At 62.5% G+C, this 19,588-nt stretch carries 22 protein-coding genes; 7 read left to right on the top strand and 15 right to left on the bottom strand.

Annotated elements, in window-relative coordinates; genetic code table 11:
* Positions 1-22 precede the first annotated feature (22 nt).
* Together SDENCHOL_RS02865 and SDENCHOL_RS02860 are read left to right on the top strand one after the other, a co-directional pair.
* Complete coding sequence (locus SDENCHOL_RS02865; protein WP_154715969.1) at positions 23-304, top strand: hypothetical protein; 282 nt, start codon at positions 23-25, stop codon at positions 302-304.
* Positions 304-4,026: a glycosyltransferase gene (locus SDENCHOL_RS02860; RefSeq protein ID WP_154715968.1), complete on the top strand. Its 3,723-nt coding sequence runs from the start codon at positions 304-306 to the stop codon at positions 4,024-4,026. The genes SDENCHOL_RS02865 and SDENCHOL_RS02860 overlap by 1 nt, the downstream gene beginning before the upstream one ends.
* 4 nt (positions 4,027-4,030) lie before the next feature.
* Here SDENCHOL_RS02860 and SDENCHOL_RS02855 read toward each other — a convergent pair whose 3' ends face one another.
* The 10 genes from SDENCHOL_RS02855 to SDENCHOL_RS02810 all read right to left on the bottom strand — a co-directional run bounded on the left by SDENCHOL_RS02855 (position 4,031) and on the right by SDENCHOL_RS02810 (position 13,091).
* Positions 4,031-4,723: a glycosyltransferase family 2 protein gene (locus SDENCHOL_RS02855; RefSeq protein ID WP_154715967.1), complete on the bottom strand. Its 693-nt coding sequence runs from the start codon at positions 4,721-4,723 to the stop codon at positions 4,031-4,033.
* On the bottom strand, positions 4,720-5,136 hold the full coding sequence (locus SDENCHOL_RS02850) for a PqqD family protein (protein WP_154715966.1): 417 nt from the start codon (positions 5,134-5,136) through the stop codon (positions 4,720-4,722). The genes SDENCHOL_RS02855 and SDENCHOL_RS02850 overlap by 4 nt, the downstream gene beginning before the upstream one ends.
* Positions 5,137-5,157: 21 nt before the next feature.
* Positions 5,158-6,846, bottom strand: coding sequence for a nucleotidyltransferase family protein (locus tag SDENCHOL_RS02845; protein ID WP_154715965.1), 1,689 nt, complete (start codon positions 6,844-6,846; stop codon positions 5,158-5,160).
* Positions 6,843-7,640 (bottom strand): hypothetical protein, encoded by a 798-nt coding sequence (locus SDENCHOL_RS02840; protein WP_154715964.1) that lies wholly within the window; start codon positions 7,638-7,640, stop codon positions 6,843-6,845. Before SDENCHOL_RS02840 ends, SDENCHOL_RS02845 begins: the two co-directional genes overlap by 4 nt.
* Before the next feature lie 272 nt (positions 7,641-7,912).
* Positions 7,913-8,659, bottom strand: coding sequence for an ABC transporter ATP-binding protein (locus SDENCHOL_RS02835; RefSeq protein ID WP_154715963.1), 747 nt, complete (start codon positions 8,657-8,659; stop codon positions 7,913-7,915).
* A gap of 11 nt (positions 8,660-8,670) precedes the next feature.
* A complete protein-coding gene (locus SDENCHOL_RS02830; protein ID WP_154715962.1) occupies positions 8,671-9,492 on the bottom strand; it encodes an ABC transporter permease in 822 nt (273 codons plus the stop codon).
* A 23-nt stretch (positions 9,493-9,515) separates the two neighbouring features.
* Entirely contained in the window at positions 9,516-9,824 is a 309-nt protein-coding gene (locus SDENCHOL_RS02825; protein WP_154715961.1) for a hypothetical protein, read from the bottom strand.
* Between the two features lie 3 nt (positions 9,825-9,827).
* The gene (locus SDENCHOL_RS02820; RefSeq protein ID WP_231912896.1) at positions 9,828-10,481 is read right to left on the bottom strand and encodes a cytochrome c oxidase subunit 3 family protein; all 654 of its coding nucleotides are present in this window, start codon (positions 10,479-10,481) and stop codon (positions 9,828-9,830) included.
* 20 nt (positions 10,482-10,501) lie between these two features.
* Positions 10,502-12,376 (bottom strand): ankyrin repeat domain-containing protein, encoded by a 1,875-nt coding sequence (locus SDENCHOL_RS02815; RefSeq protein ID WP_172954979.1) that lies wholly within the window; start codon positions 12,374-12,376, stop codon positions 10,502-10,504.
* Between the two features lie 7 nt (positions 12,377-12,383).
* Positions 12,384-13,091: a TonB C-terminal domain-containing protein gene (locus SDENCHOL_RS02810; protein WP_154715959.1), complete on the bottom strand. Its 708-nt coding sequence runs from the start codon at positions 13,089-13,091 to the stop codon at positions 12,384-12,386.
* 46 nt (positions 13,092-13,137) lie between these two features.
* On the opposite strand from SDENCHOL_RS02810, the gene SDENCHOL_RS02805 reads away from it, so the two are divergent.
* Positions 13,138-13,602, top strand: coding sequence for a hypothetical protein (locus SDENCHOL_RS02805; protein WP_154715958.1), 465 nt, complete (start codon positions 13,138-13,140; stop codon positions 13,600-13,602).
* A gap of 2 nt (positions 13,603-13,604) precedes the next feature.
* On the opposite strand, the gene rfaE2 is transcribed toward SDENCHOL_RS02805, so the two are convergent.
* The 5 genes from rfaE2 to SDENCHOL_RS02780 form a co-directional block, all read right to left on the bottom strand.
* Positions 13,605-14,099, bottom strand: coding sequence for a D-glycero-beta-D-manno-heptose 1-phosphate adenylyltransferase (gene rfaE2, locus SDENCHOL_RS02800; protein WP_154715957.1), 495 nt, complete (start codon positions 14,097-14,099; stop codon positions 13,605-13,607).
* 37 nt (positions 14,100-14,136) lie between these two features.
* Positions 14,137-14,808, bottom strand: coding sequence for a BON domain-containing protein (locus tag SDENCHOL_RS02795; protein WP_154715956.1), 672 nt, complete (start codon positions 14,806-14,808; stop codon positions 14,137-14,139).
* On the bottom strand, positions 14,805-15,407 hold the full coding sequence (locus SDENCHOL_RS02790; RefSeq protein ID WP_154715955.1) for a phosphoheptose isomerase: 603 nt from the start codon (positions 15,405-15,407) through the stop codon (positions 14,805-14,807). The genes SDENCHOL_RS02795 and SDENCHOL_RS02790 overlap by 4 nt, the downstream gene beginning before the upstream one ends.
* 120 nt (positions 15,408-15,527) lie before the next feature.
* Complete coding sequence (locus tag SDENCHOL_RS02785) at positions 15,528-15,869, bottom strand: HIRAN domain-containing protein (protein ID WP_231912895.1); 342 nt, start codon at positions 15,867-15,869, stop codon at positions 15,528-15,530.
* Between the two features lie 46 nt (positions 15,870-15,915).
* Positions 15,916-16,281, bottom strand: a complete 366-nt coding sequence (locus tag SDENCHOL_RS02780) for a YraN family protein (RefSeq protein WP_154715953.1) — start codon at positions 16,279-16,281, stop codon at positions 15,916-15,918.
* A 53-nt stretch (positions 16,282-16,334) separates the two neighbouring features.
* On the opposite strand from SDENCHOL_RS02780, the gene rsmI reads away from it, so the two are divergent.
* Genes rsmI through SDENCHOL_RS02765 form a run of 4 tightly spaced genes read left to right on the top strand, consistent with a single transcriptional unit; the run spans position 16,335 to position 19,545 of the window.
* Positions 16,335-17,198, top strand: a complete 864-nt coding sequence (gene rsmI / locus SDENCHOL_RS02775; protein ID WP_154715952.1) for a 16S rRNA (cytidine(1402)-2'-O)-methyltransferase — start codon at positions 16,335-16,337, stop codon at positions 17,196-17,198.
* A gap of 10 nt (positions 17,199-17,208) precedes the next feature.
* Positions 17,209-18,255 (top strand): dihydroorotase, encoded by a 1,047-nt coding sequence (gene pyrC, locus SDENCHOL_RS02770; protein WP_154715951.1) that lies wholly within the window; start codon positions 17,209-17,211, stop codon positions 18,253-18,255.
* Positions 18,252-18,710: a hypothetical protein gene (locus SDENCHOL_RS14115; protein ID WP_172954978.1), complete on the top strand. Its 459-nt coding sequence runs from the start codon at positions 18,252-18,254 to the stop codon at positions 18,708-18,710. The genes pyrC and SDENCHOL_RS14115 overlap by 4 nt, the downstream gene beginning before the upstream one ends.
* A complete protein-coding gene (locus SDENCHOL_RS02765) occupies positions 18,643-19,545 on the top strand; it encodes a DUF3025 domain-containing protein (protein WP_172954977.1) in 903 nt (300 codons plus the stop codon). The genes SDENCHOL_RS14115 and SDENCHOL_RS02765 overlap by 68 nt, the downstream gene beginning before the upstream one ends.
* Positions 19,546-19,588: the final 43 nt, after the last annotated feature.

Raw genomic sequence — 19,588 nt, 5'->3', positions numbered from 1 at the left:
AAACTCACCTCGCAACCGTTTCATGAAAATGGCGCTCAAATCCCGTGCAATCGTCGTTCTGCAGCACGCCAGTCTCTACGTCAATCGTCGTCCCAGGCTCAGGCGCGTGGTCGTGGCACTGGTGAATCGATTCCCTGGAATGAAGACGCGCTTGATGCGGCTGGTCATGGGCGCATCGGCATCGTTTGCGCAACGCACCCGACCACCTGATATTCCCGCCGAGCTGTCTCAGCTCACGCCACGCGCGCACCGGATCTACGCCGATCTCAAGTCGGCCATCGAGCAACAGAAGGGACAGCGCTGATGCGCATCGTCATCGACATGCAGGGCGCGCAGTCCAATGGCTCCTGGAACCGGGGTATTGGCCGCTATACCATGGCCCTGGCCAAAGCCATGGTACGGCATTGCAGGACGCACGAAATCCTGCTCGCCCTGAACGGCGCCTTTCCCGATTCCATCGAGAGAATTCGTGCAGCTTTCGACGGCGTTCTGCCCGGCGACAATATCAAGGTCTGGCATCCCCTCGCGCCGGCTGCCTTCATCGCAATCGAAAACAAACCGAGACGGCAAATCAGCGAGTGCGTGCGCGAAGCATTCCTGACTTCCTTGGCGCCGGACGTGGTGCTGGTGTCGAGCCTGTTTGAAGGGCTGGGGGACGATGCCGTAACGGGTATCGACGTTGGCGAGCATCGCCACCTTACCGCCGTCATACTCTACGACCTGATCCCCTATATTCATCAAAGTCCGTATCTGGAAAATCCGGACACCAGAAACTGGTATCTGGGAAAAATCGAGCAGTTGAAAAATGCCGGCCTGTGGCTCGCCATATCCGAATCTTCCCGCCAGGAAGGCATACAGCGCCTGGGGTTTCCCTCGACCCGGTGCCTGAATATTTCCACCGATGCAGACGCGCAGTTCGGCACGCTCGAACAAACGACGGCCGAGCTGGCGGCAATCAAGCAGAAATACGGTATTCGGAACGGCTTCGTCATGTATACCGGCGGCATCGATTTCCGCAAGAACATCGAAGGCTTGATTCGCGCTTACAGCCTGCTGCCGAAACAATTGCGGCAGCGGCATCAACTTGCCATCGTCTGTTCCGTCCACGACGCCAGCCGTCATCAATTGCTGGCGCTGGCGAAGAAACAAGGCCTGGGTGATGGCGAACTGATCCTGACCGGCTTTGTCCCGGAAGCAGACCTGATCGGCCTCTATGGCGCCTGCACCTTGTTCGTCTTCCCATCCTGGCACGAAGGTTTCGGCCTGCCGGCGCTGGAAGCCATGCGCTGCGGCGCGCCGGTGATTGCATCCAACCTATCCAGTCTGCCGGAAGTGGTGGGCATGGACGAGGCCTTGTTCGACCCCCATTCCGATACGGCCATTGCTCGCCTCATGGAGCGCGCCTTGACCGACGAGGCATTCCGGAAGCGCTTGCGGGAGAATTCAAGGCGGCAGTCCGCAAGATTCTCCTGGGACGACACTGCCCGACGCGCCATTGCCGCGATGGAACAGGCGCATGCCGAGAAAATCCGGCAGGACCCGGCAGCATCAAAAAACCTGGCGAAACCAAAGCTGGCCTATGTCTCTCCCCTGCCGCCCGAGCGCTCCGGCATAGCGGATTACAGTGCCGAACTCTTGCCGGTACTTTCCGGGCACTATCAAATCGAAGTCATTGTCGAGCAGAAGAACATTGCCAACCCGTGGATACGTGAGCATTGTCCCGTTCGTTCAGTAGCGTGGTTCATGCAACATGCGCACGCTTACGATCGCGTGCTCTACCATTTCGGCAACTCGCACTTCCATCAGCACATGTTCGCCATGCTCCAGGCGGTGCCTGGCGTCGTGGTGCTGCATGACTTCCATCTGTCGAACATCGAGCATCACATGCAGGCCACGGGCTATGCGCCGGGATTTTTCACCCAGGCCCTGTATCAGTCCCATGGCTACGCCGCCCTGCAGGATCTGGCCAGGGCCGAAGATATTGCGGAAGTCGTCTGGAAATATCCGGCAAGCCGGGCCGTGCTGGAAAACAGCGTCGGCACCATAGTGCACTCGCCGAATTCCGTGCATCTGGCGCAGCGGTGGTATGGCCTGGACACATCTTCCCTGAAGATCATTCCGCACTTGCGCGTACCGGATGCGAATGCGGGCAGCGCACGGCGAACCCTGGGCTTTGCGGACGATGATTTCATCGTCTGCGCATTCGGTCTGCTGGGCCCTCACAAGCTCAACCACCGGCTGCTGCAGGCCTGGCTCGATTCCGATCTGGCTCGAGACAGCGCCTGCCATCTGGTATTCGTCGGCAAAAACCATGATGGAGACTACGGCGACGAACTGGCGTCCGCCATCAAGCGTTCATCCTGCGCCGCCCGTATTCGGATTACTGGCTGGGCAAGTCCGGAGACATTCAAAAACTATCTGGCGGCAGCCGATGTCGGCGTGCAGTTGCGCGCACTTTCCCGCGGCGAAACGTCGGGAGCGGTGCTGGACTGCATGAATCATGGTCTGCCCACCATCGTCAATGCCAATGGCAGCATGGCGGATCTGGATGAAGCCGCAGTCTGGATGCTGCCGGATGAGTTCGACGATGCGGAACTGGTTCAGGCGCTGGAAACCTTGTGGCGCAACCCCGCGAAACGAACCGCGCTGGGTAAAAACGCACGCAACGTCATTCTTGACAGGCATGACCCCGGCAGGTGCGCCCAGTCTTATGCCGAAAGCATCGAGCACTTCTACCGAACCAATCCGCCCGTCCTGTTTGATCTTTATCCCAAACTGGCCGGCATCATGGCAGGTGCTGCCGAAGACGGGGATCTGCGAAAACTTGCGCATAACCTTGCCTTGAGCTTTCCGCCGAGGCGCAAGGCAAAACAGCTATTCGTGGATATTTCGGAACTCGTGCAGCGGGATGCCAAAGCCGGCATACAGCGCGTCGTGCGCAGCATTCTCAAGGAGTGGCTGAGCAATCCGCCCAGGGACTTTCGTATCGAGCCGGTCTACGCCACGCTCGAGCAAGGCTACCGCTATGCGCGGCGCTTCACGGCGGACTTCATGAATTGGCCGCACGCAGGACTGGCCGATGAACCGATCGACTACGCTTCCGGCGATATGTTTTTCGGCCTCGATTTGCAACCGGAGGTGCAGGCGGCGCAACGCCGGTTCTACCGCAGCCTGCGCAGCCAGGGCGTGAGGGTGAAGTTCCTGGTGCATGACCTGCTGTGCATCCGGATGCCGCAGTTTTTCTCGCCCGGCGTCAAGGACGCTTTTTTGCACTGGCTGGAAGTCGTTGCGGAAACGGATGGCGCCGTTTGCGTTTCCCGAATCGTGGCGGATGAACTGACAGATTGGATAAGGCTCAACAACCCGCGGCACCAAGACGCTTTTGAAATCGACTGGTCGCACAATGGTGCTGGCGAGCGCGCCGGCGCGGACACCAAAGCCGGCAACGCCGCACTGTCAGGCGACGTGCAAGCCATCCTCGCCCGGCTCGACGCTCATCCCGGCTTCCTGATGGTCGGCACGCTGGAACCGCGCAAGGGCCACGGCCAGGTTCTGGATGCCTTCGAGCAACTGTGGCGTGAAGGCGTCGATATCAATCTTGCGATCGTCGGCAAGCAAGGCTGGCTGGTGGACGCGCTGGTCGAGCGACTGCACGGCCATCCCGAGCTCGGCAAGCGCCTGTTCTGGCTCGCAGGCATCGGCGACGAATACCTTGAAAAAGTCTATGCTGCCAGCACCTGCCTGATCGCCGCTTCCTGCGGCGAAGGTTTCGGCCTGCCGCTGATCGAAGCGGCGCAACACAGACTGCCCATCATCGCGCGGGATATTCCTGTGTTTCGGGAAGTGGCGGGAGACTGCGCCGACTACTTCATTGCAGAGCATCCCGCAGATCTGGCTCGTGCAATCAAGTCATGGCTGGCGTCATACCGACAGGGCAAACATCCGAAGCCGGACGAAATGCCCTGGTTGACGTGGAAAGAAAGCGCTGAGAATCTGGCCGGCATATTGCTCGGCAACAGGCAGTAAAAAATCAGCTCCCATTTTCCGACTTTATCTTTTTCCGGATGAGCTGGAGATAGGCATGATGCAGCGCCTCGGTGCCGGTCAACACGCTGTTGTTGCCATGTATTCGCCTCAGCAATAGGGTATCTCCAAGCACTGGCAGTGAAAGGCCTAGCCGCTTGGCTCTTGCCATCCAGTCGATGAATTCACCGCCGGCCAAGGCTTCATCGAACTTGCCGACGGCAAGAAATTCATCGCGTTTGATGAAGAGCGCGCCGGCAAGCAGACCCGGCATGGGGGCGGTGTTGGCCTGGTAACGGTCGCGCTGCTCCTTGGCAAGCTCGGGGCTTACGAACTGCTGGACATGGCCGAATACGCCGCTCGCGCCCGGATTGTCGAGAAGGAACGCAATTTGCCGCTCCAGCTTGGTCGGAAGCCACAGATCATCGGCATCCAGGAAAGCCAGATAATGCCCTCGGGCCGCATCCAGGCCGGCATTTCTTGCAGCCGATACGCCTGCATGGGGTGTCTCGATGAGCCGTACCCCCAGAAAACCGGCGGCAATTCGAGCGGTATCATCCGATGATCCATCGTCAATGACGATGATTTCGCTGGCCTGACGCGTCTGGGCCAGCACGCTGCCGATTGCGCCATGCAGGTAGCGTCCTGCGTTGTAGGCAGGAATGATGACGCTGATGTCCGGATGATGATCGGTTTTCATTGGTCTGATGCGGACTTCATCGGCCAGCCCTGGGTTGGATCGACTTCGTGAATCGGATCGAGCTCGATCAGTTCCTGAAGATCGGAATGCGTCTTGAGCGTCAGGATGCGAGGGGTTTCCAGAGGTAATGCAGGCAAGGAGAACGCCTTATGGCCCATGGCATTTTCCGACTTGAGCAGCAGTTCGGCAGCCAGCAATCGATCGATGAATTCGCGGATGGCTTCCTCTTGAAACAGGCCGGCCTGAACGTATGCGCCGATGACTTCGGTTGAAGATACGCCGCCGGCCAGGGCTTGCCAAATGGTTGCGGCATGGCCATCCAGCGTGTAATAGAAACCCGTCTGGGTATCGATGACGATGGTTTCGCCATCCAGTGTTTCGTGAGCGATGCGAGGCGAATTTACCTGGTACATGATTTTGTTCGATCCTTTTGTTTATTCATCGACTTGCAATCCAATGACGGGGAAACTGCAACCCCGGCCCGAAAACCACGTTACGAACTCCTGTACAACATCCAGTTGGAGCCGGTAGCGCCCAGGACGCTCCGGAGCCTGCACCTGCAACCGGCAGTCGAGCCTCTGGCCAGGTGCAACAAAGGAAACGTACTTGTCCATCGAATTCATGAAATGGGCACGCGGCTGGTCCCAGGACAGCAGAGCTCCATCCTCACTCAGCAAGTGATAGGAAACGCCATATAGCGCCTCACTGTCACCCCGCACAGTCCAGCAGTACGGAGAATCGTTCAGTATGCGCAGTGCGATCTCCCCTGTTTCCCCGACCTGAAGCCGCATATTTTTGTCGGACGGCGACAGCAATTCGATCCGTGCGCCGTAGCTGGGTAGTGCGTCCTGATCGGCAAGAGCGAGTACACCGGGTTCGATCGTCACCCAACCCTCATCGCCCTGCAACCGGTGGCTTATGCCTGCCCCCCGGCTGTCGGGATCGGTAAATCTGAACAGTTGGGGCAACCAGGCAAGCGCATGACGATGGAGGTAGAGCGAGTCTACCCAGCCCTCGGCAGTCGTGGTGTAGCGCACGTACTTGGCTGCCGACGGGTCGCGAGCCAGGCGCCGGTAGACCGACCACTTGGGTTGCACGCAATGCAGCAAGCGGTTGATCGGGCTCGGATCAAGCAGGGCATTTATTTCACGACGACGCGCGGGATTCAGGCAGGACGTCCGGTTTTCAAGAACAAGCTGCCGTATCAGCTCCGGATCGGAAGCAAACAGACCCTGGAGCGTCGCCATGGGAAGAAGTTGCGGTTGCTGCTGGTGCAACAACACCAGGGCAGCAAACACTTTGGAGCGCAGCCCGCGTCGCCCGGCCTCGTCCCAGACCAGATCCCAATCGAAATCGAAATCGGGGCTGTCCCGCACGATGGCGGCCACGTCGAAAAGCCATCCGCAGTATACGAACTTCATGTACTGCGTATCCCGCATGCCGTTGATCATGGCGGTCAGAACGAGATCCTCTGGCCCCATGATCTGTATGGACAAACCTTGCCAAACCAGGGTTTCGGCTCGTTGCCAGAGGCCATCGTCGATACCGGCGACGGGAGATTCGTACAACGAATGCCAGTGCAAATCCAGACCACTCTTGTTCTTGTTGATGTAGTCGTGGGAATGCAGGTCATGCGGCTTCCTGGACGACTCGTATCGATACTGCCAATCCAGATCCTGCAGGATGCCTTCGGCCTTGCCGAGATCCTCCTTGCGGATGAGGATGTCCACATCGCCCATCGGCCGCAGTGCGATGTCCCGATGATATTTGAGGGCGATGGCCAAGCCCTTGAAGACGATCAACGCCACGCCCGCCGCCGTCAGGGCGTGCATGGCCTGGTACGCATCGGCGGCGATCAGGTTGGTCCGATAGTGAAAATAACGATAGATGCCCTTCATCCGGGCGCGATAGGGCGCGCATGCGGGATGCTCGCTGTATTTTCTGAACAGCGCAGGCACGAGCCTCAGGGAAGAATAATCGAGCCGATCGAAATCGACCTCCCGAACCCAGCGTTCAAACGACTCATGGTCGCGTGGCGGCTCCGCCATCAAGGCATCCAGCAGCAATTGCTGGCTGCGCGTCACTGTCGGGATGTCCTCGAAGCAGGTCAGCAGCATGGTCATGTAGTGGAATATTGCTGCAGGAAATCATCGAGCGCCTGGGCTATCTCGGCCGGCTCCGTACTCAGGGACATTTCAAAAGCGGAAACTCTGGCGCACAGCTTCGACAACTCGCGCAGCATGTAGCTTCCGGTTCCCGGCATTTGCAGAATGGTGCTCGCTGCAAATTCCGCGACGGCCTGTCTGGGTGAGAGCGGACTGAAATTGCTGCCGGCAGCTTTCGCCACCCTGGGGCGGATAATCGCAACAAGCCGGAAAGACGGCACCAGCGCGCCCAGGGTATCGTCGAGGATGACGACGCTCTTCCGATTGGGCCGGTTATGCATGATGACGTGCGGCGCCAGCACCGGCAGGCGTTCAAGCGCGTCATCCATCACCTTGCAGCCGCGATAGAGATGATGCACCGTGCCATCGTCACTGTTGACGGCCACATAGTCGTCGCCCAGATAGTCGAGGCCGTTCAACAGGCATTGCAGCGCGGTCGTTGACTTGCCCGCCCCGCTCTTGCCGACGATCAGCGCCCCGATGCCATGCTTGCCGACGGCTGCGGCATGCACCATGAGCACGCCGTGCATCGCACAGCTCCAGTTGAACAGCATGCGCATCGGCGTGCAGATTTCATAGTCGGGAAGCTGACCGACGTCGGCCGCATGGTAATAAGCCTCGCCCAGATCGGTATCGATGCAGCTCAGGATCTTCCCCTCCGGGTTGTACTGTAGATGCAGACTGCCGGCATTCACCACCGAAATCTTGTCGGGGAAGCGCTCCAGATCGGCAACGATGTCCGGGCACGGCATGTTGTCTGTGCCACCTGACCAGGCGTGTATGGTCAAGCCGCCGGATTTGACGTTGGTTGACGAAGCTGGCTCGATCAAACCCTGCAAAGACGGTGCGAAAGCGTCATGCAGTGTCTCATCCGCGAAAATCAATTGCGCTGCATGGCCGGCAATGTTCAAACTGACCTGCTGTGGATTTGCGTGTGCTGCGGAAAGAAAGGCCGTGCGCAACCGGGGTATCAGTGAAGAAAGTGGCATGGTGGTCATGTTCTTTGTTTCAGTTAAGACAAAACTCACCCGCGTTCCTGGTGATAAATGGCATAAACCTCTTCAGGCGTACCTGTGGCAATGATTTGGCCGCGTTCGAGCAACAAGGTCTTGTTGCAGAATTTCTTGATGACCTGATCCGAGTGCGAGGCGAGCACCAGGATTTGACTCCGGTTCATGAAGGCATTCAGGCGCCGTTCCGCCTTGTCCAGGAAAGTGGCATCGCCCGTGCCGATGACTTCGTCCATGAGGAGGATGTCGGCATCCATTGCCGTGATCGTGGCAAAGGCGAGCCGGGTCGCCATGCCGGTGGAGTAGATGCGGACGGGCATGTCGAGGTAGTCGCCAAGTTCGGTAAAGGCGGCGATCTCGTCCAGTTTCCTGTCGATCTCCGCGCGCTTCATGCCGAGCAGCAGGCCGCGCATGACGATGTTTTCGATGCCGGTGGCTTCCGGTTCCATGCCCAGGGAGATGTTGAGCGTGGAGACGATGCGGCCGCTCGTCCTGACCGAGCCCCGCGTCGGCTGATAGATCCCGGCGAGGACTTTCAGCAGCGAGGATTTCCCGGCGCCGTTGTGGCCCACCAGGCCCAGGCGGTCTCCTTCCTGAAGGTCGAGGTTGATGTCCCGCAGCGCCGTGACGACCGGGATGGCATCACCAGAGGAAATCCGGCCGCCGGTGGCGGCGCCGAGCAGGCGGTTTTTCAGCGAGCGGTTGCCGGTGCCGACCAGCGGGTAGTCGAGACAGGCATGGGAGACTTGAATCGAGGCCATGGCAGTCTTTCCTACACCCAGAAGGGGATGCGGGCGTTTTTGCTGCGATAGACCCAGGCGGCAATGGCGGCGCCGACGAGCAGCATGAGCGACGAAACGCCCCACGAAACCGCCGCCGGGGCATGGCCCAGCAAGGGCGAGCGCAGCAGGTCGAGAAAATAGGCCATCGGATTGGCGGCAATGACCCAACTGCCTTCCGGCAACAGCTTGGGCAGCCAGAAGATGGGCGTAATGAAGAAAATGACTTGCAAAACGCTTTGCGTGATCTGGGCAAGATCGCGAAAGCGGGCGCCGACGATGCTCAGGATGACGCCGATGGCCAGCAGATTCAGCATGACCAGCAGCATGCCGGGCAACGCCAGCAAGCCGGTCCAGCCCGGCCAGATGCCGAAATAAAGGTAGATGCCGGCGACGATCAGCAGGTTGTGGGCGAAGATGATGGCGTTTCTGGCGATGGCCCGCAGCAGTATGGTCAGCGGGTTGATGCGCATGTCCTTGATGTAGGGCGCGTTCTCGACGAACAGGTTGGGCATTTCGCCGATGCAGGTGGAAACGAAGCTCCAGACCACCATGCCGATGGACAGGAAGGGCAGCAATTCGGAGATTTCCGTCTTGAACAGCCGGCCATAGACGATGCCGAGCGCCACGCAAAAAATCGCCGTGCTCAGCGTGATCCAGAAGGGGCCGATCCTGGAGCGCCGATAGCGGATGCGGATGTCCTGCCAGGCGAGGAACGACCAGAGTTCATAGGCCATGAAGGCGGCAAGCAGGTCATGCGGTGGCCGTGCTTGCCGTGCCTGCTTCAGTCCGGCGGCTTCATGTGTTTGGTGCATGGTCCTGTCCGATTCGATTCGATTCAAAGCGTCGTCCAGCGCGCGAACTCGCGGCCGAAGAAAACGATCAGGATCAGCGCCAGTGGAGCGAAGGCGATGAAGACGCGCAGCACGTTGCGGATGAAGGGATGGGCAATGTGCGATTCGATGAAGCTGCGGGCAACCAGCGTGCCCTTGAGCCAGATGATCGCCGCCACCACGAATTGCAGCCAGGCCACGCCATGCAGCCATTGGCCGAGCTCCAGGCTCAGCAGGGTCAGGGCGACCAGCGCCAGCCAGGCCCAGGTCAGGGGTTTGAGGGAAGTGGAAACGGCGTCGTCTTGTGTCGCCATGGTTCAGACCAGCACGTAGAAGAATGGAAAAATCACCAGCCAGATGATGTCGGTGGCGTGCCAGTAGCTGGCCAGCGCTTCGAGGCCGCCGTAATCCTCGGCGCTGTAAATGCCGAGAATGTGGCGGACGATCACCCACAGCATGCCGAGGATGCCCCAGATCGCATGCACCATGTGGGTCAGGGTGAGGTAGTAATACACGGTGAAGAAAATTCCCGATTCGCCGGTGATGCCGTGCGCCAGGTTCCAGCGGAATTCGAGGAACTTGGCCAGCGGATAACCCAGCGCCAGCAGCAGGCCGCCGAGCAGCCAGAGCAGCGAGCGGCGGCGGCGATCGCGCCGCATCTCGATCACGGAACAGGCGATGAAGTAGCTGCTGGTGACCATCAGCAGCGTGATGACCGTGCCGGCGAGTTTCGACAGCCGGGTTGCGCCTTCCTCGAAGGACTCCGGGAAGTGCGCGCGGGCGATGAAATAGACGCAGAACAGCAGAGCGAATTCGACGAATTCACAGGTGATGCCGACCCAGATGCCGGTGTTGCCCGGCACGCGCCCCTTGCTGGCCGGCAGCGCTGACGGCTCATTCCTGTCTGCGCCTGGGGTACCTGGCAGGCTTGATGCGCTTGGTACGGTTGGTACGATTGCCGCGACTGCCATTGCTGATTCGTTTGCTTCGCTCATTTGCATAACATGCCGGCAAGCTGCGCCCTGCTGTCGGCAGGCGCAGTGGAGTTGATGAGATTGCAGGCCTGGCGGGCATCGCTGGCGCCAGCGGCAAGCAGCAGCCGCACGCTTTCAATCTGGCCGACCAGTATCGCATTCGCCAATGCCGTGCGGCCACGCGCATCGCTTGCATTGACGTCCAGGCCGGCGGCAAGCAACTGGCGCACGATGTCGGGCGATTCGACCGCCGCCATCAGCGCCGTCTCGCCTTCGGCGCCGCGCGACAGCCGGGTTTGTTGCGCAGGCTGTGCCTTTGCGGCAGCCAGTTCGTAGTCGAGGAAATCCGCAATCACTTCCGCATCGGCGCCGTTCAGGGCCGCGCTGTACAGGCTGCCGTAGCTACGCCCGTCCAGAATCTCGGTTTCGCCGGCCAGCGGCGGATATTTCGGCGTATAGGTGCCGGCAAATGGCGCATTCGGCATATTCACCGCCAGCCCCGGCAGATCGCTGGCGTGCTGGGCGAGCAGGCGCATCACCGTGAGCTGGGCGGCCTGCCGGGCATCGGCCTCGCTCAGGCGCTGGGTGCGCTGCCACAGGGCGGCGAGTTCCTCGGCGGCAGGCGCCAGTTGCGCCAGCAGACGGCGCCAGGCGAGCTTGTTGCGCAGGCTGCGTTCCGACCAGGCGAACAGCGCGTCATGCACGCCGTCGTGGCGTTTGCGCAGCCAGCCCCACCAGCCATGGCGCTGCGCCTCGCCGCTGGCGATGAGCGGCATGTTCTGGATCTGCCACTGCAACTCCTGGCGCAGCAGATATTCCTCGTGCAGCTCGCGGCCGACCAGTTCGGACGGGCTCGAATTCGTGCCACCGATCTCTTCGAGCGTTTTCTGCAGTGCCGCGTAGGCAGGCAGGCGCATCAACTCGTTCTTCAGCGGCGGCGTCATGTAGGTACGGTACAGGCACAGCGGCTCGACCAAAGCCGGCGCCAGGCGATAGACGCCGGCATACGCCCACTCGCCCTGCGCGCCCGGCGCGTACCTGCCCCACGGCTCGACCAGCAGCGCCAGCACGTGCTGCGGGAACTGCGTGCTGCGGAATACGTCGATGCTTTCGTAGTCGCCGGTCTGCGTGGCGATGCTGCTGGCCCGCCCGCCGTGATTGGGCAAGCGCCGCACCCAGTTACCGAGCGTGGCCGCATCGATCAGCAGTTGCCCGCTGCCGTCGCGCAGCGTGCGCGCGCGCAGGGCAAAACCGGCGTAGGCCCCGGCATCCTGCAACTCCACGCCATAGCCCTGGGCGCGCGGCAGGCCATGGCTGCCGGCGATTTCACTCAGACCGGAGATGCGGTTGATATCGAGCGCTCCCAGGGTGCGCAGCGCGCCGTTGAAGGCATTCGCCAACGCGCCGCAGGCCTGCGCATCGGCGGATTCGACCGGACGAAATTCGACATAGGCGGACAGCGGATGCGGCCCGTCGGCAGGCAGGCCAACTGGCGCGGCCGCCGGCCAGCGGCGCAGCATATCGACGCGAGCGGCGTAGATGTCGAGCAGACAGGCACTCAATGCAGGCGACGGCGCCACGCCGACGGCGCTGCGCAGGGTCGGCACACCGCAGGCGCCCGCCCGGCCCGCCAGCCAGCGTTTCTGCATGGCATTCAAATGTTCGCGGCCGAGCGTGTCGCTGCGGCGCAGGGCGGCATGGAAGGCGTCCACCAGCTCGCCGTCGAGTCTGGCCAGACGCGCGCTGCTGCACATGATTTCCTGCGCCGTCATGTCGCAGGCGAAACTCGGTGCCGGTACCACCTGCGGCGGCGGCGCCGGCTTGCGCGGCTTGGCGCAGGCCGCCAGCGTCAAGGCGACAAGGATGATGATGAGGCTGGATATCCTGATCATGCGCGTCTCACTGCAGGGTAAACACCAGGGCGCCATGGATTTCATAGCTGGCGGCACCGCTGTCGGGTGGTGGCGGATACGGCCCGCCCTTGATCAGCGCCGCCTGCGCGGCGGCATCCAGGCGATCGTCGCCGCAGTTTTCGATGCGGTAATTGAGCATGTTGCCGTTGCGATCGACGGTCAGCGTGTACTCGACCCAGCACTGCTGCAGGAAGCGCTTGGCATCGGCCGGATAGACGATGGCGGCATTCACCCGCGTCTTGACCTTCTCTGCGTAATCCGGCGGCGCATACACACTGATCCTGCTGCTGCCGCCACTCTGCCGCGACGCGCCCCGGCTGCCGCTGGCCGATCTGCCGCTGGCGGCCTTCATCTGGTGGCGAGGCGGGGATGGCAGCGGCGGTTGCGGCGGCTCTTCCACAGCCGGTGCCGGCGCGATGGCCACCGGCGCCGGCGTCGACTTCGCCAGCGGCGCACGCCTTGGAGAGGCCGGCGGCGGCTTTGCCACTGGCTGAGGCATGAGCCCGGCCGGCGGCGGAGAAGGCGACGGTGCGGATGCAGGTACAGTTGGTGGGGCAAGCCTGACGGCAAGCGGCGTCCGCTGTTCGGGCGGCACCGGGCGACCCTGCCCATGCGGCATGAACCACAGCAGCAGCGCGTGACAGATCAGGGAAATGGCGAATGCGGGCAGCAGGCTGCGCCGTTCGTCATTCATCACCACGCCCTCCGCCGCTGATCTCCGCTGTACCGAAAATCATGTCATGAACGACCTTCTGCTCCATCCCGCGGATATTATCCGAACAAGGCCCACGCAAACACAAATCACACTTGCTCGTGGCTTCGTGACTACCAGAAAGAAGGAGAAACCCGACATGAAATCCAGCCAGCTTCAAAAACAGTGTGCTGCCCTGATCATGGCCTTGCTTCCTCTGACGCTCGTCGCCTGCGCCGGCAAGTCGGACCGCTACAAACTGCCGCCACCGCGCAACACCCAGCCACTGCCGGCGGCGCAGGGCACGGTCTATGATCAACCGCCCGCCCGCATCCAGAATCCGACCGATCGCTGCATCACCAGCGCCGGCCATTGCCCGCTGCCGGCAAGCACGGAGACCGGGCTGCCCTGCACCTGCGATTCAAGCAATCCGGAATTCAGCTATGGCGGCAGCACCGGGCCGATTCCGCCGATGCCGGACTGGGCCGACCCGCGGCTGAAACACCGGAACTGAGTTCAGAGCCGGCGGATTTTTTCCAGCAGTGCCGTGGTCGAGCGCTGGTGGATGAAGGGAATCGAAACGACACGGCCGCCGCGCGCCAGCACTTCCGGCGCACCGACGATCCGCTCCACCGGCCAGTCGCCACCCTTGACGAGGATATCGGGCCGGCAGTCGAGGATGCGGGCAATGGGGGTGTCTTCGTCGAACCAGGTCACCAGATCCACGCACGCCAGCGCGGCCAGCAGAGCCATGCGGTCGACCAGGGCATTCACCGGACGATCGGTGCCCTTGCCCAGTCGCCGCACCGAAGCATCGGAATTCACCGCCACCACCAGCGCCGCGCCGAGTGCGCGCGCCTGGGCCAGATAAGTGACGTGGCCTCGGTGGAGGATGTCGAAGCAGCCGTTGGTGAATACCAGCGGGCGCGGCAGGCCGGCGAGATGCGCGGCCAGATCCTGCGGCGCACAGCACTTGGCCTCGAAATCAGGCAGCAGCGCCGGAGCAGTCATCAGCAATGCGGCGCTGTGCGCTGCGAAAATTCTTGAATCACTGCGGATTCGCCGTGCTCACCGGCGCGTTCTGCGCTTCCCGTGGCCGGTTGTCGAGCCGCTGCGCTTCCTGTGCGCTGATGATTTCGAAGACGCGCACCACCTTCTGCACGCCGCCGGTCGTGCGCGCCACTTCGACGGCGGCATCCGCTTCCGCTTGCGTCACCAGACCCACCAAATAAACCGCGCCGGCTTCGGTGATCACCTTGACGTGATTCACGGCAAACTTGTTGGAGTCGATGAAACGCGCCTTGACCTTGGAGGTGAGATAGGTGTCGTTGCTGCGCGAGGCAAGCGAGCTGTTGCCGGCGATCTGCAGCTCGTTGCTGATCGCTTTCAGGTTGGGCACCCGGCTGACCAGCTTCTCGACCTCGGCACGGGTTGCCGCGTCGGGAACCTCGCCGGTCAGCAGCGCGCTGCGGTTATAGCTGGTGACATTGACATGCACCCGGTCGCCGAAGCGCTCGTTGATGCGGGCAACGGCGCGCACTTCGATACCTTCGTCGGTCAGGTAGGTTTCGGTCGGGCGGCGGTCGGCAATCATCAGCGCACTGGCGCCGACGCCGACCACGGCTGCGCCGAAGCAGCCGGAAAGAACGGGCGTCATCGCGGCAAGCAGGACGACGGTGGCAATGTGCCTGATGTTGGGCACTGACAGGGTAAGTTTCATTCGAATTCTCCCAGTAGCATGGTGTCGATACCGTCGCACAGACAGTGCAGGACGAGCAGATGGATTTCCTGGATGCGCGCGGTGCGCGGGCTAACGTCGCGCGGCACGCCGATATGGATGTCGGTTTCCTTGAGCAGGCTGCGCATGCGTCCGCCATCCTTGCCGGTGAGGGCGACGACGCGCACCTCGCGCTCATGGGCGGCCTTGATCGCCTCGATCACGTTGGGTGAATCGCCGCTGGTGGAAATCGCCAGCAACACGTCGGCCGGCTGACCGAGCGCGCGCACCTGCTTGGAGAAAACTTCCTCGTAGGAGTAGTCGTTGGCAATCGAAGTCAGCGTCGAGCTGTCGGTGGTCAGCGCCACGGCGGCCAGCGGCGGGCGTTCGTGCTCAAAGCGATTGAGCAGTTCGGCGGCAAAATGCTGGGCATCGGCTGCCGAGCCGCCGTTGCCGCAAGCCATAATCTTGCCGTTGGCATGCAGGCTGGCCACCATCAGCTCGACAGCGGCGGCAATCGGCGCGGACAGCACTTCGACGGCAGCCAGCTTGGCCTGGGCGCTGTCCTGAAACTGGCGGGCGATGCGGGGGACGATATCCATGAAAGAAAATGATCGGCGAGGCGATCGAAAAAAGAGGGTCGAAAAAATATCCGGCAACGGCTGATTTTACCACCCGTCATCCAGGCCACGCCCTGAAAACGGGGGCAATCGCCATGTTGTTCAGAGCACCAGCCAGACTTCGACCAGCACTCGCCGCCAAGGGTTCCGATGTACCCGCAAACGGGCGATCCGCGCCTCGACGCGCGCGCCGCGATCCATCTCGACAGCCACCGCCCGGTTCTGCGCACGCGGCAGATAGCCCAGTTGCCGGCCCTGCCATTCGACGCGCACGGCCAGGGCGTCATGCGGGTTGTCAGGCTCGCGGCGCAGTTCCAGCCGGTCGCCCGCCTTCAATTCATCCCAGAAGTCCGCCCCGGCGTGGTACTGGAATCCCGCCAATGGCGAGCTCTGCACGAGGATGCGAATGGTCTGGGCCTGGGCCGGGAATGGGACCGTCGCCATCATCGCCAGGACGAACGGCAGCAGTAGCAGAGCTCGCTCAATCCGTTCAATCCGCCGCAAACGCATCGCGTATCCATTCGATCCGCTGCGGATCCAGGGCATCGAGCAGCACCGCATCGAAACGGCAGATGCACTCGCGTTTGCCGGCCAGATAGTGGCGCGCCGCAAGAATGATGCGGCGCTGCTTGGCCGGCGTGATGCTGGCGGCGGCGCCGCCGTAGCCGTAGCCATGGCCACTCTCGCGCCGCAGACGCACTTCGACGAACACCAGGCTTGCGCCATCGCTGCAGATCAGGTCGATCTCGCCGCCGCGCACGCGCCAGTTGCGCTCCAGCACGCGCAGGCCGTGCCGCGCAAGGAAAGCCGCGGCAAGCGCTTCGGCAGCGGCACCGGCATTCGTCTTCACTTGCATGGCAGGGGCGCGCGCTGGACAATGCGTTGCTGGAAGAATCGAAGAGACATGAGATGGACGCAGCCGACAGGGAAAAAAGAACAACGGCATTATATGTGGTGGCCACGCCGCTCGGGAACCTCGCCGACATCACCCAGCGCGCGCTCGACACCCTGCGCAGCGTCGATGCCGTCGCCTGCGAGGACACGCGCCACACCCGCCATCTACTCGACCACCATGGCATCCGCGTGCCAGCCTTTGCCCTGCACGAGCACAACGAGGCAACGGCAGCGCAGAAACTGATCGAGCTGCTGACGACCGGCAAGCGCATCGCCCTGGTCAGCGATGCCGGCACGCCCGCCATCTCCGATCCGGGCGCGCGCGCCGTCGCCGCCGTGCGTGCCGCCGGCTTTCCGGTGATTCCGCTGCCGGGGCCGAATGCCGCCATCACCGCGCTTTCGGCGGCCGGGCTCGACGATCCGCAGTTTCTGTTTGCCGGCTTCCTGCCGGCCAAGGCCGGCGCGCGCCGGCAGCAGATCGAAGCGCTCAGGCCGCTGGCCGCGACCCTGGTGTTTTACGAGGCGCCGCACCGCATCAACGAAACCGTTGCCGATCTTGCCGCGCTGCTCGAACCGCAGCGCACGCTGGTGATCGCCCGCGAGCTCACCAAGCTGTTCGAGCAGATTGCCAGCATGCCATTGGCCGAAGGCCCGGCCTGGCTGGCCGCCGACGGCAATCGCCAGCGCGGCGAGTTCGTGCTGTTGGTTTCCGGAGCGCCCCCCGCGCCGGAGCTGCCCGCCGAAGCACTGCGCACCCTGCGCCTGCTGCTCGACGAATTACCGTTGAAACAGGCCGTCAAACTGGCGGCCGAAATCAGCGGCACCGCCAGGAATGCGCTCTACGAAGCGGCGCTGGCCATGAAAAACCAGGGACTATAATTTCCCCATCATGCAGACGAAACCACTCACGCTCACGCTGACCCGCCCCGACGACTGGCATCTCCACCTGCGCGACGATGCCGCGCTGGCGGCCGTCCTGCCCGATACGGCGCGCCGGTTTGCCCGTGCCATCGTCATGCCCAACCTGAAGCCGCCGGTCACCACCGTGGCCCAGGCCGCCGCCTACCGCGAGCGCATCCTCCGCGCCCTGCCGGCAGGCATGCGTTTCGAGCCACTGATGACGCTGTATCTGACCGACAACACACCGCCCGGCGAAATCGATGCGGCGCGCGCCAGCGGCTTCGTGCATGCGGTGAAGCTCTACCCAGCCGGGGCGACAACCAATTCGGACGCCGGCGTCACCGATCTGGCCCGTTGCCGCGCCACGCTGGCGCGCATGGAAGTGCTCGGCCTGCCGCTGCTGGTGCATGGCGAAAGCACCGATCCGGTGGTGGATGTCTTCGACCGCGAAGCCGTCTTCATCGAGCGCACGCTGCAGCCGCTGCTGAAGGATTTCCCCGCGTTACGTCTGGTGCTGGAACACATCACGACGCGCGATGCCGTGCAGTTCGTTGCGGCAAGCGCCGAAAACGTCGCCGCGACGATCACCGTGCATCACCTGCTGCTCAATCGCAACGCGCTTTTTGTCGGCGGCATCCAGCCGCATCATTACTGCCTGCCCGTATTGAAGCGCGAAACGCATCGTCAGGCATTGGTCGCGGCCGCCATTTCCGGCAATCCGAAGTTCTTTCTCGGCACCGACTCCGCGCCGCACGCCCGCGGTGCCAAGGAAGCGGCCTGCGGATGCGCCGGCTGCTACACGGCGCACGCCGCCATCGAGTTGTATGCCGAGGTCTTCGAGGCCGCCGATGCGCTCGACCGACTGGAAGGCTTCGCCAGTTTTCATGGCGCCGACTTCTACCGCCTGCCGCGCAACCAGGAACGGATCACCCTGGTACGCGAAGCGTGGTCCGTACCCGCCAGCCAGCCGTTCGACGGCGACACGCTGGTGCCCCTGCGTGCCGGTGCAAAAATAGCCTGGAGGATGCAATCATGACTCGTATGACTCGTCCGTTCGCATTCACATTCATTCTGCTGTGTGCCTCGCCCCTGCTCGCCGCCTGCGCGCGGCAGGATGCGGCCTTTTATTCCATCGACGGCGACAACCGCAACAGCCTGTCGATCCTGCGCGAGATCTATCCGTGGAGCAGCGGCTGGACGGTCAAGCTGGTTACCTCGAATGGTTCGCAATGCCAGCGCCGCCATGCCTTGCAGGATGTACCCGAAGAAAATTTCCGCATCGAGCTGTACCAACCGGCAGGCGGCGTCTTTATCCTGCATCAGGACAAGAACTGGTACGTCGCCGCCATGGCCGATTGCCGTTTCCAGCAATTTTCCGAAGCGCCGCCCGCCCCTGGCAATCTGCTCGGCGAATTCGCCGAACGTGAAAAACAATTCACCTTCGTCGCTGCCGGTGCCGCTGGCGCTGCATCTGCGGCAAGCCGCGACTGAGCGGCAGCGCATGCAGCACGCCTTCGACCAGCAGCCACTGTATGCACCGTTGCAATCGCTGCTGGCTGGCTTGCGGACGGCACGAAGCATGGCAGCGGCAGCGCCGCCAACCCTCGGCGAACTCAATGCGCTGGCCGACCGGCACGGCATCCGCAGTGGCGGCGGCAAACCGCTGCGCTTCGTCCTGCCGCACGGCAGCGGCCTGTCCTACGAAGAGCGCGTGTGGTGGCTGGGAGAAGCCGAAACCCGACCGGACAACTGGCACGACGCCTTCAATGCCCTGACTTGGCTGCGTTTCCCGCGCATCAAGGCAGCGCTCAATCACTGCCATCACCAGGTGCTGACGGCACAGCGCCAGGAAGCAGGGCACGACGGCCGGCGCGGTCCCTTGCGCGATGCCGCGACACAGTTCGATGAATGCGGCGCCATCGTCGTCTCCAGCGACCCGGCGCTGTGGCAGGCCATTTGCGGGCATCGCTGGAAAGCGCTGTTCTGGGAGGCGCGGGCGCAGGTCGGCGCATCACTGCGCGTTTTCGTCGTCGGCCATGCCAGCTACGATCTGCTGCGCCAGCCGCACGTCGGCCTGTGCGCCAAGGCGGCTTTCCTGCACGTCCATCCCGCATGGCTGGAACTGCCGCTGGCCGAGCAGATCGCCGATGCCGATGCGCGCATCGCCCGGCGTTTTCATGCCGACAGCCCCAGTGGTTACCGCCATCCGCACGACTTTCGCCCGTTGCCGCTGCTGGGCATCCCCGGCGCGACGGCCGACAACGAATTCCCCGCGTATTACGACAACACGCGGCAGTTCCGGCCGTTGCGCGTCGTCGGCAGTTGAACCGGCAGCGTCGCCGCAGTCGTCGCCGTCGCTGCTGTCGCTA

This window comes from Sterolibacterium denitrificans (assembly GCF_900174485.1).
GTDB classification, from domain to species: Bacteria; Pseudomonadota; Gammaproteobacteria; order Burkholderiales; family Rhodocyclaceae; genus Sterolibacterium; species Sterolibacterium denitrificans.
Note: the sequence above shows the minus strand (reverse complement) of the source record. Positions and strands in the feature narration are given on the sequence as shown.

Coding starts and splice junctions, on each gene's coding strand:
- rsmI (WP_154715952.1), top strand. CDS start 16,335: ATGGACGCAGCCGACAGGGAAAAAAGAACAACGGCATTATATGTGGTG.
- SDENCHOL_RS02790 (WP_154715955.1), bottom strand. CDS start 15,407: ATGGATATCGTCCCCCGCATCGCCCGCCAGTTTCAGGACAGCGCCCAG.
- SDENCHOL_RS02830 (WP_154715962.1), bottom strand. CDS start 9,492: ATGCACCAAACACATGAAGCCGCCGGACTGAAGCAGGCACGGCAAGCA.
- pyrC (WP_154715951.1), top strand. CDS start 17,209: ATGCAGACGAAACCACTCACGCTCACGCTGACCCGCCCCGACGACTGG.
- SDENCHOL_RS02810 (WP_154715959.1), bottom strand. CDS start 13,091: ATGAATGACGAACGGCGCAGCCTGCTGCCCGCATTCGCCATTTCCCTG.
- rfaE2 (WP_154715957.1), bottom strand. CDS start 14,099: ATGACTGCTCCGGCGCTGCTGCCTGATTTCGAGGCCAAGTGCTGTGCG.
- SDENCHOL_RS02835 (WP_154715963.1), bottom strand. CDS start 8,659: ATGGCCTCGATTCAAGTCTCCCATGCCTGTCTCGACTACCCGCTGGTC.
- SDENCHOL_RS02855 (WP_154715967.1), bottom strand. CDS start 4,723: ATGAAAACCGATCATCATCCGGACATCAGCGTCATCATTCCTGCCTAC.
- SDENCHOL_RS02795 (WP_154715956.1), bottom strand. CDS start 14,808: ATGAAACTTACCCTGTCAGTGCCCAACATCAGGCACATTGCCACCGTC.
- SDENCHOL_RS02845 (WP_154715965.1), bottom strand. CDS start 6,846: ATGACCATGCTGCTGACCTGCTTCGAGGACATCCCGACAGTGACGCGC.
- SDENCHOL_RS02825 (WP_154715961.1), bottom strand. CDS start 9,824: ATGGCGACACAAGACGACGCCGTTTCCACTTCCCTCAAACCCCTGACC.
- SDENCHOL_RS02865 (WP_154715969.1), top strand. CDS start 23: ATGAAAATGGCGCTCAAATCCCGTGCAATCGTCGTTCTGCAGCACGCC.
- SDENCHOL_RS02815 (WP_172954979.1), bottom strand. CDS start 12,376: ATGATCAGGATATCCAGCCTCATCATCATCCTTGTCGCCTTGACGCTG.
- SDENCHOL_RS02860 (WP_154715968.1), top strand. CDS start 304: ATGCGCATCGTCATCGACATGCAGGGCGCGCAGTCCAATGGCTCCTGG.
- SDENCHOL_RS14115 (WP_172954978.1), top strand. CDS start 18,252: ATGACTCGTATGACTCGTCCGTTCGCATTCACATTCATTCTGCTGTGT.
- SDENCHOL_RS02805 (WP_154715958.1), top strand. CDS start 13,138: ATGAACGACCTTCTGCTCCATCCCGCGGATATTATCCGAACAAGGCCC.
- SDENCHOL_RS02785 (WP_231912895.1), bottom strand. CDS start 15,869: ATGGCGACGGTCCCATTCCCGGCCCAGGCCCAGACCATTCGCATCCTC.
- SDENCHOL_RS02780 (WP_154715953.1), bottom strand. CDS start 16,281: ATGCAAGTGAAGACGAATGCCGGTGCCGCTGCCGAAGCGCTTGCCGCG.
- SDENCHOL_RS02840 (WP_154715964.1), bottom strand. CDS start 7,640: ATGCCGTGCCCGGACATCGTTGCCGATCTGGAGCGCTTCCCCGACAAG.
- SDENCHOL_RS02820 (WP_231912896.1), bottom strand. CDS start 10,481: ATGGCAGTCGCGGCAATCGTACCAACCGTACCAAGCGCATCAAGCCTG.
- SDENCHOL_RS02850 (WP_154715966.1), bottom strand. CDS start 5,136: ATGTACCAGGTAAATTCGCCTCGCATCGCTCACGAAACACTGGATGGC.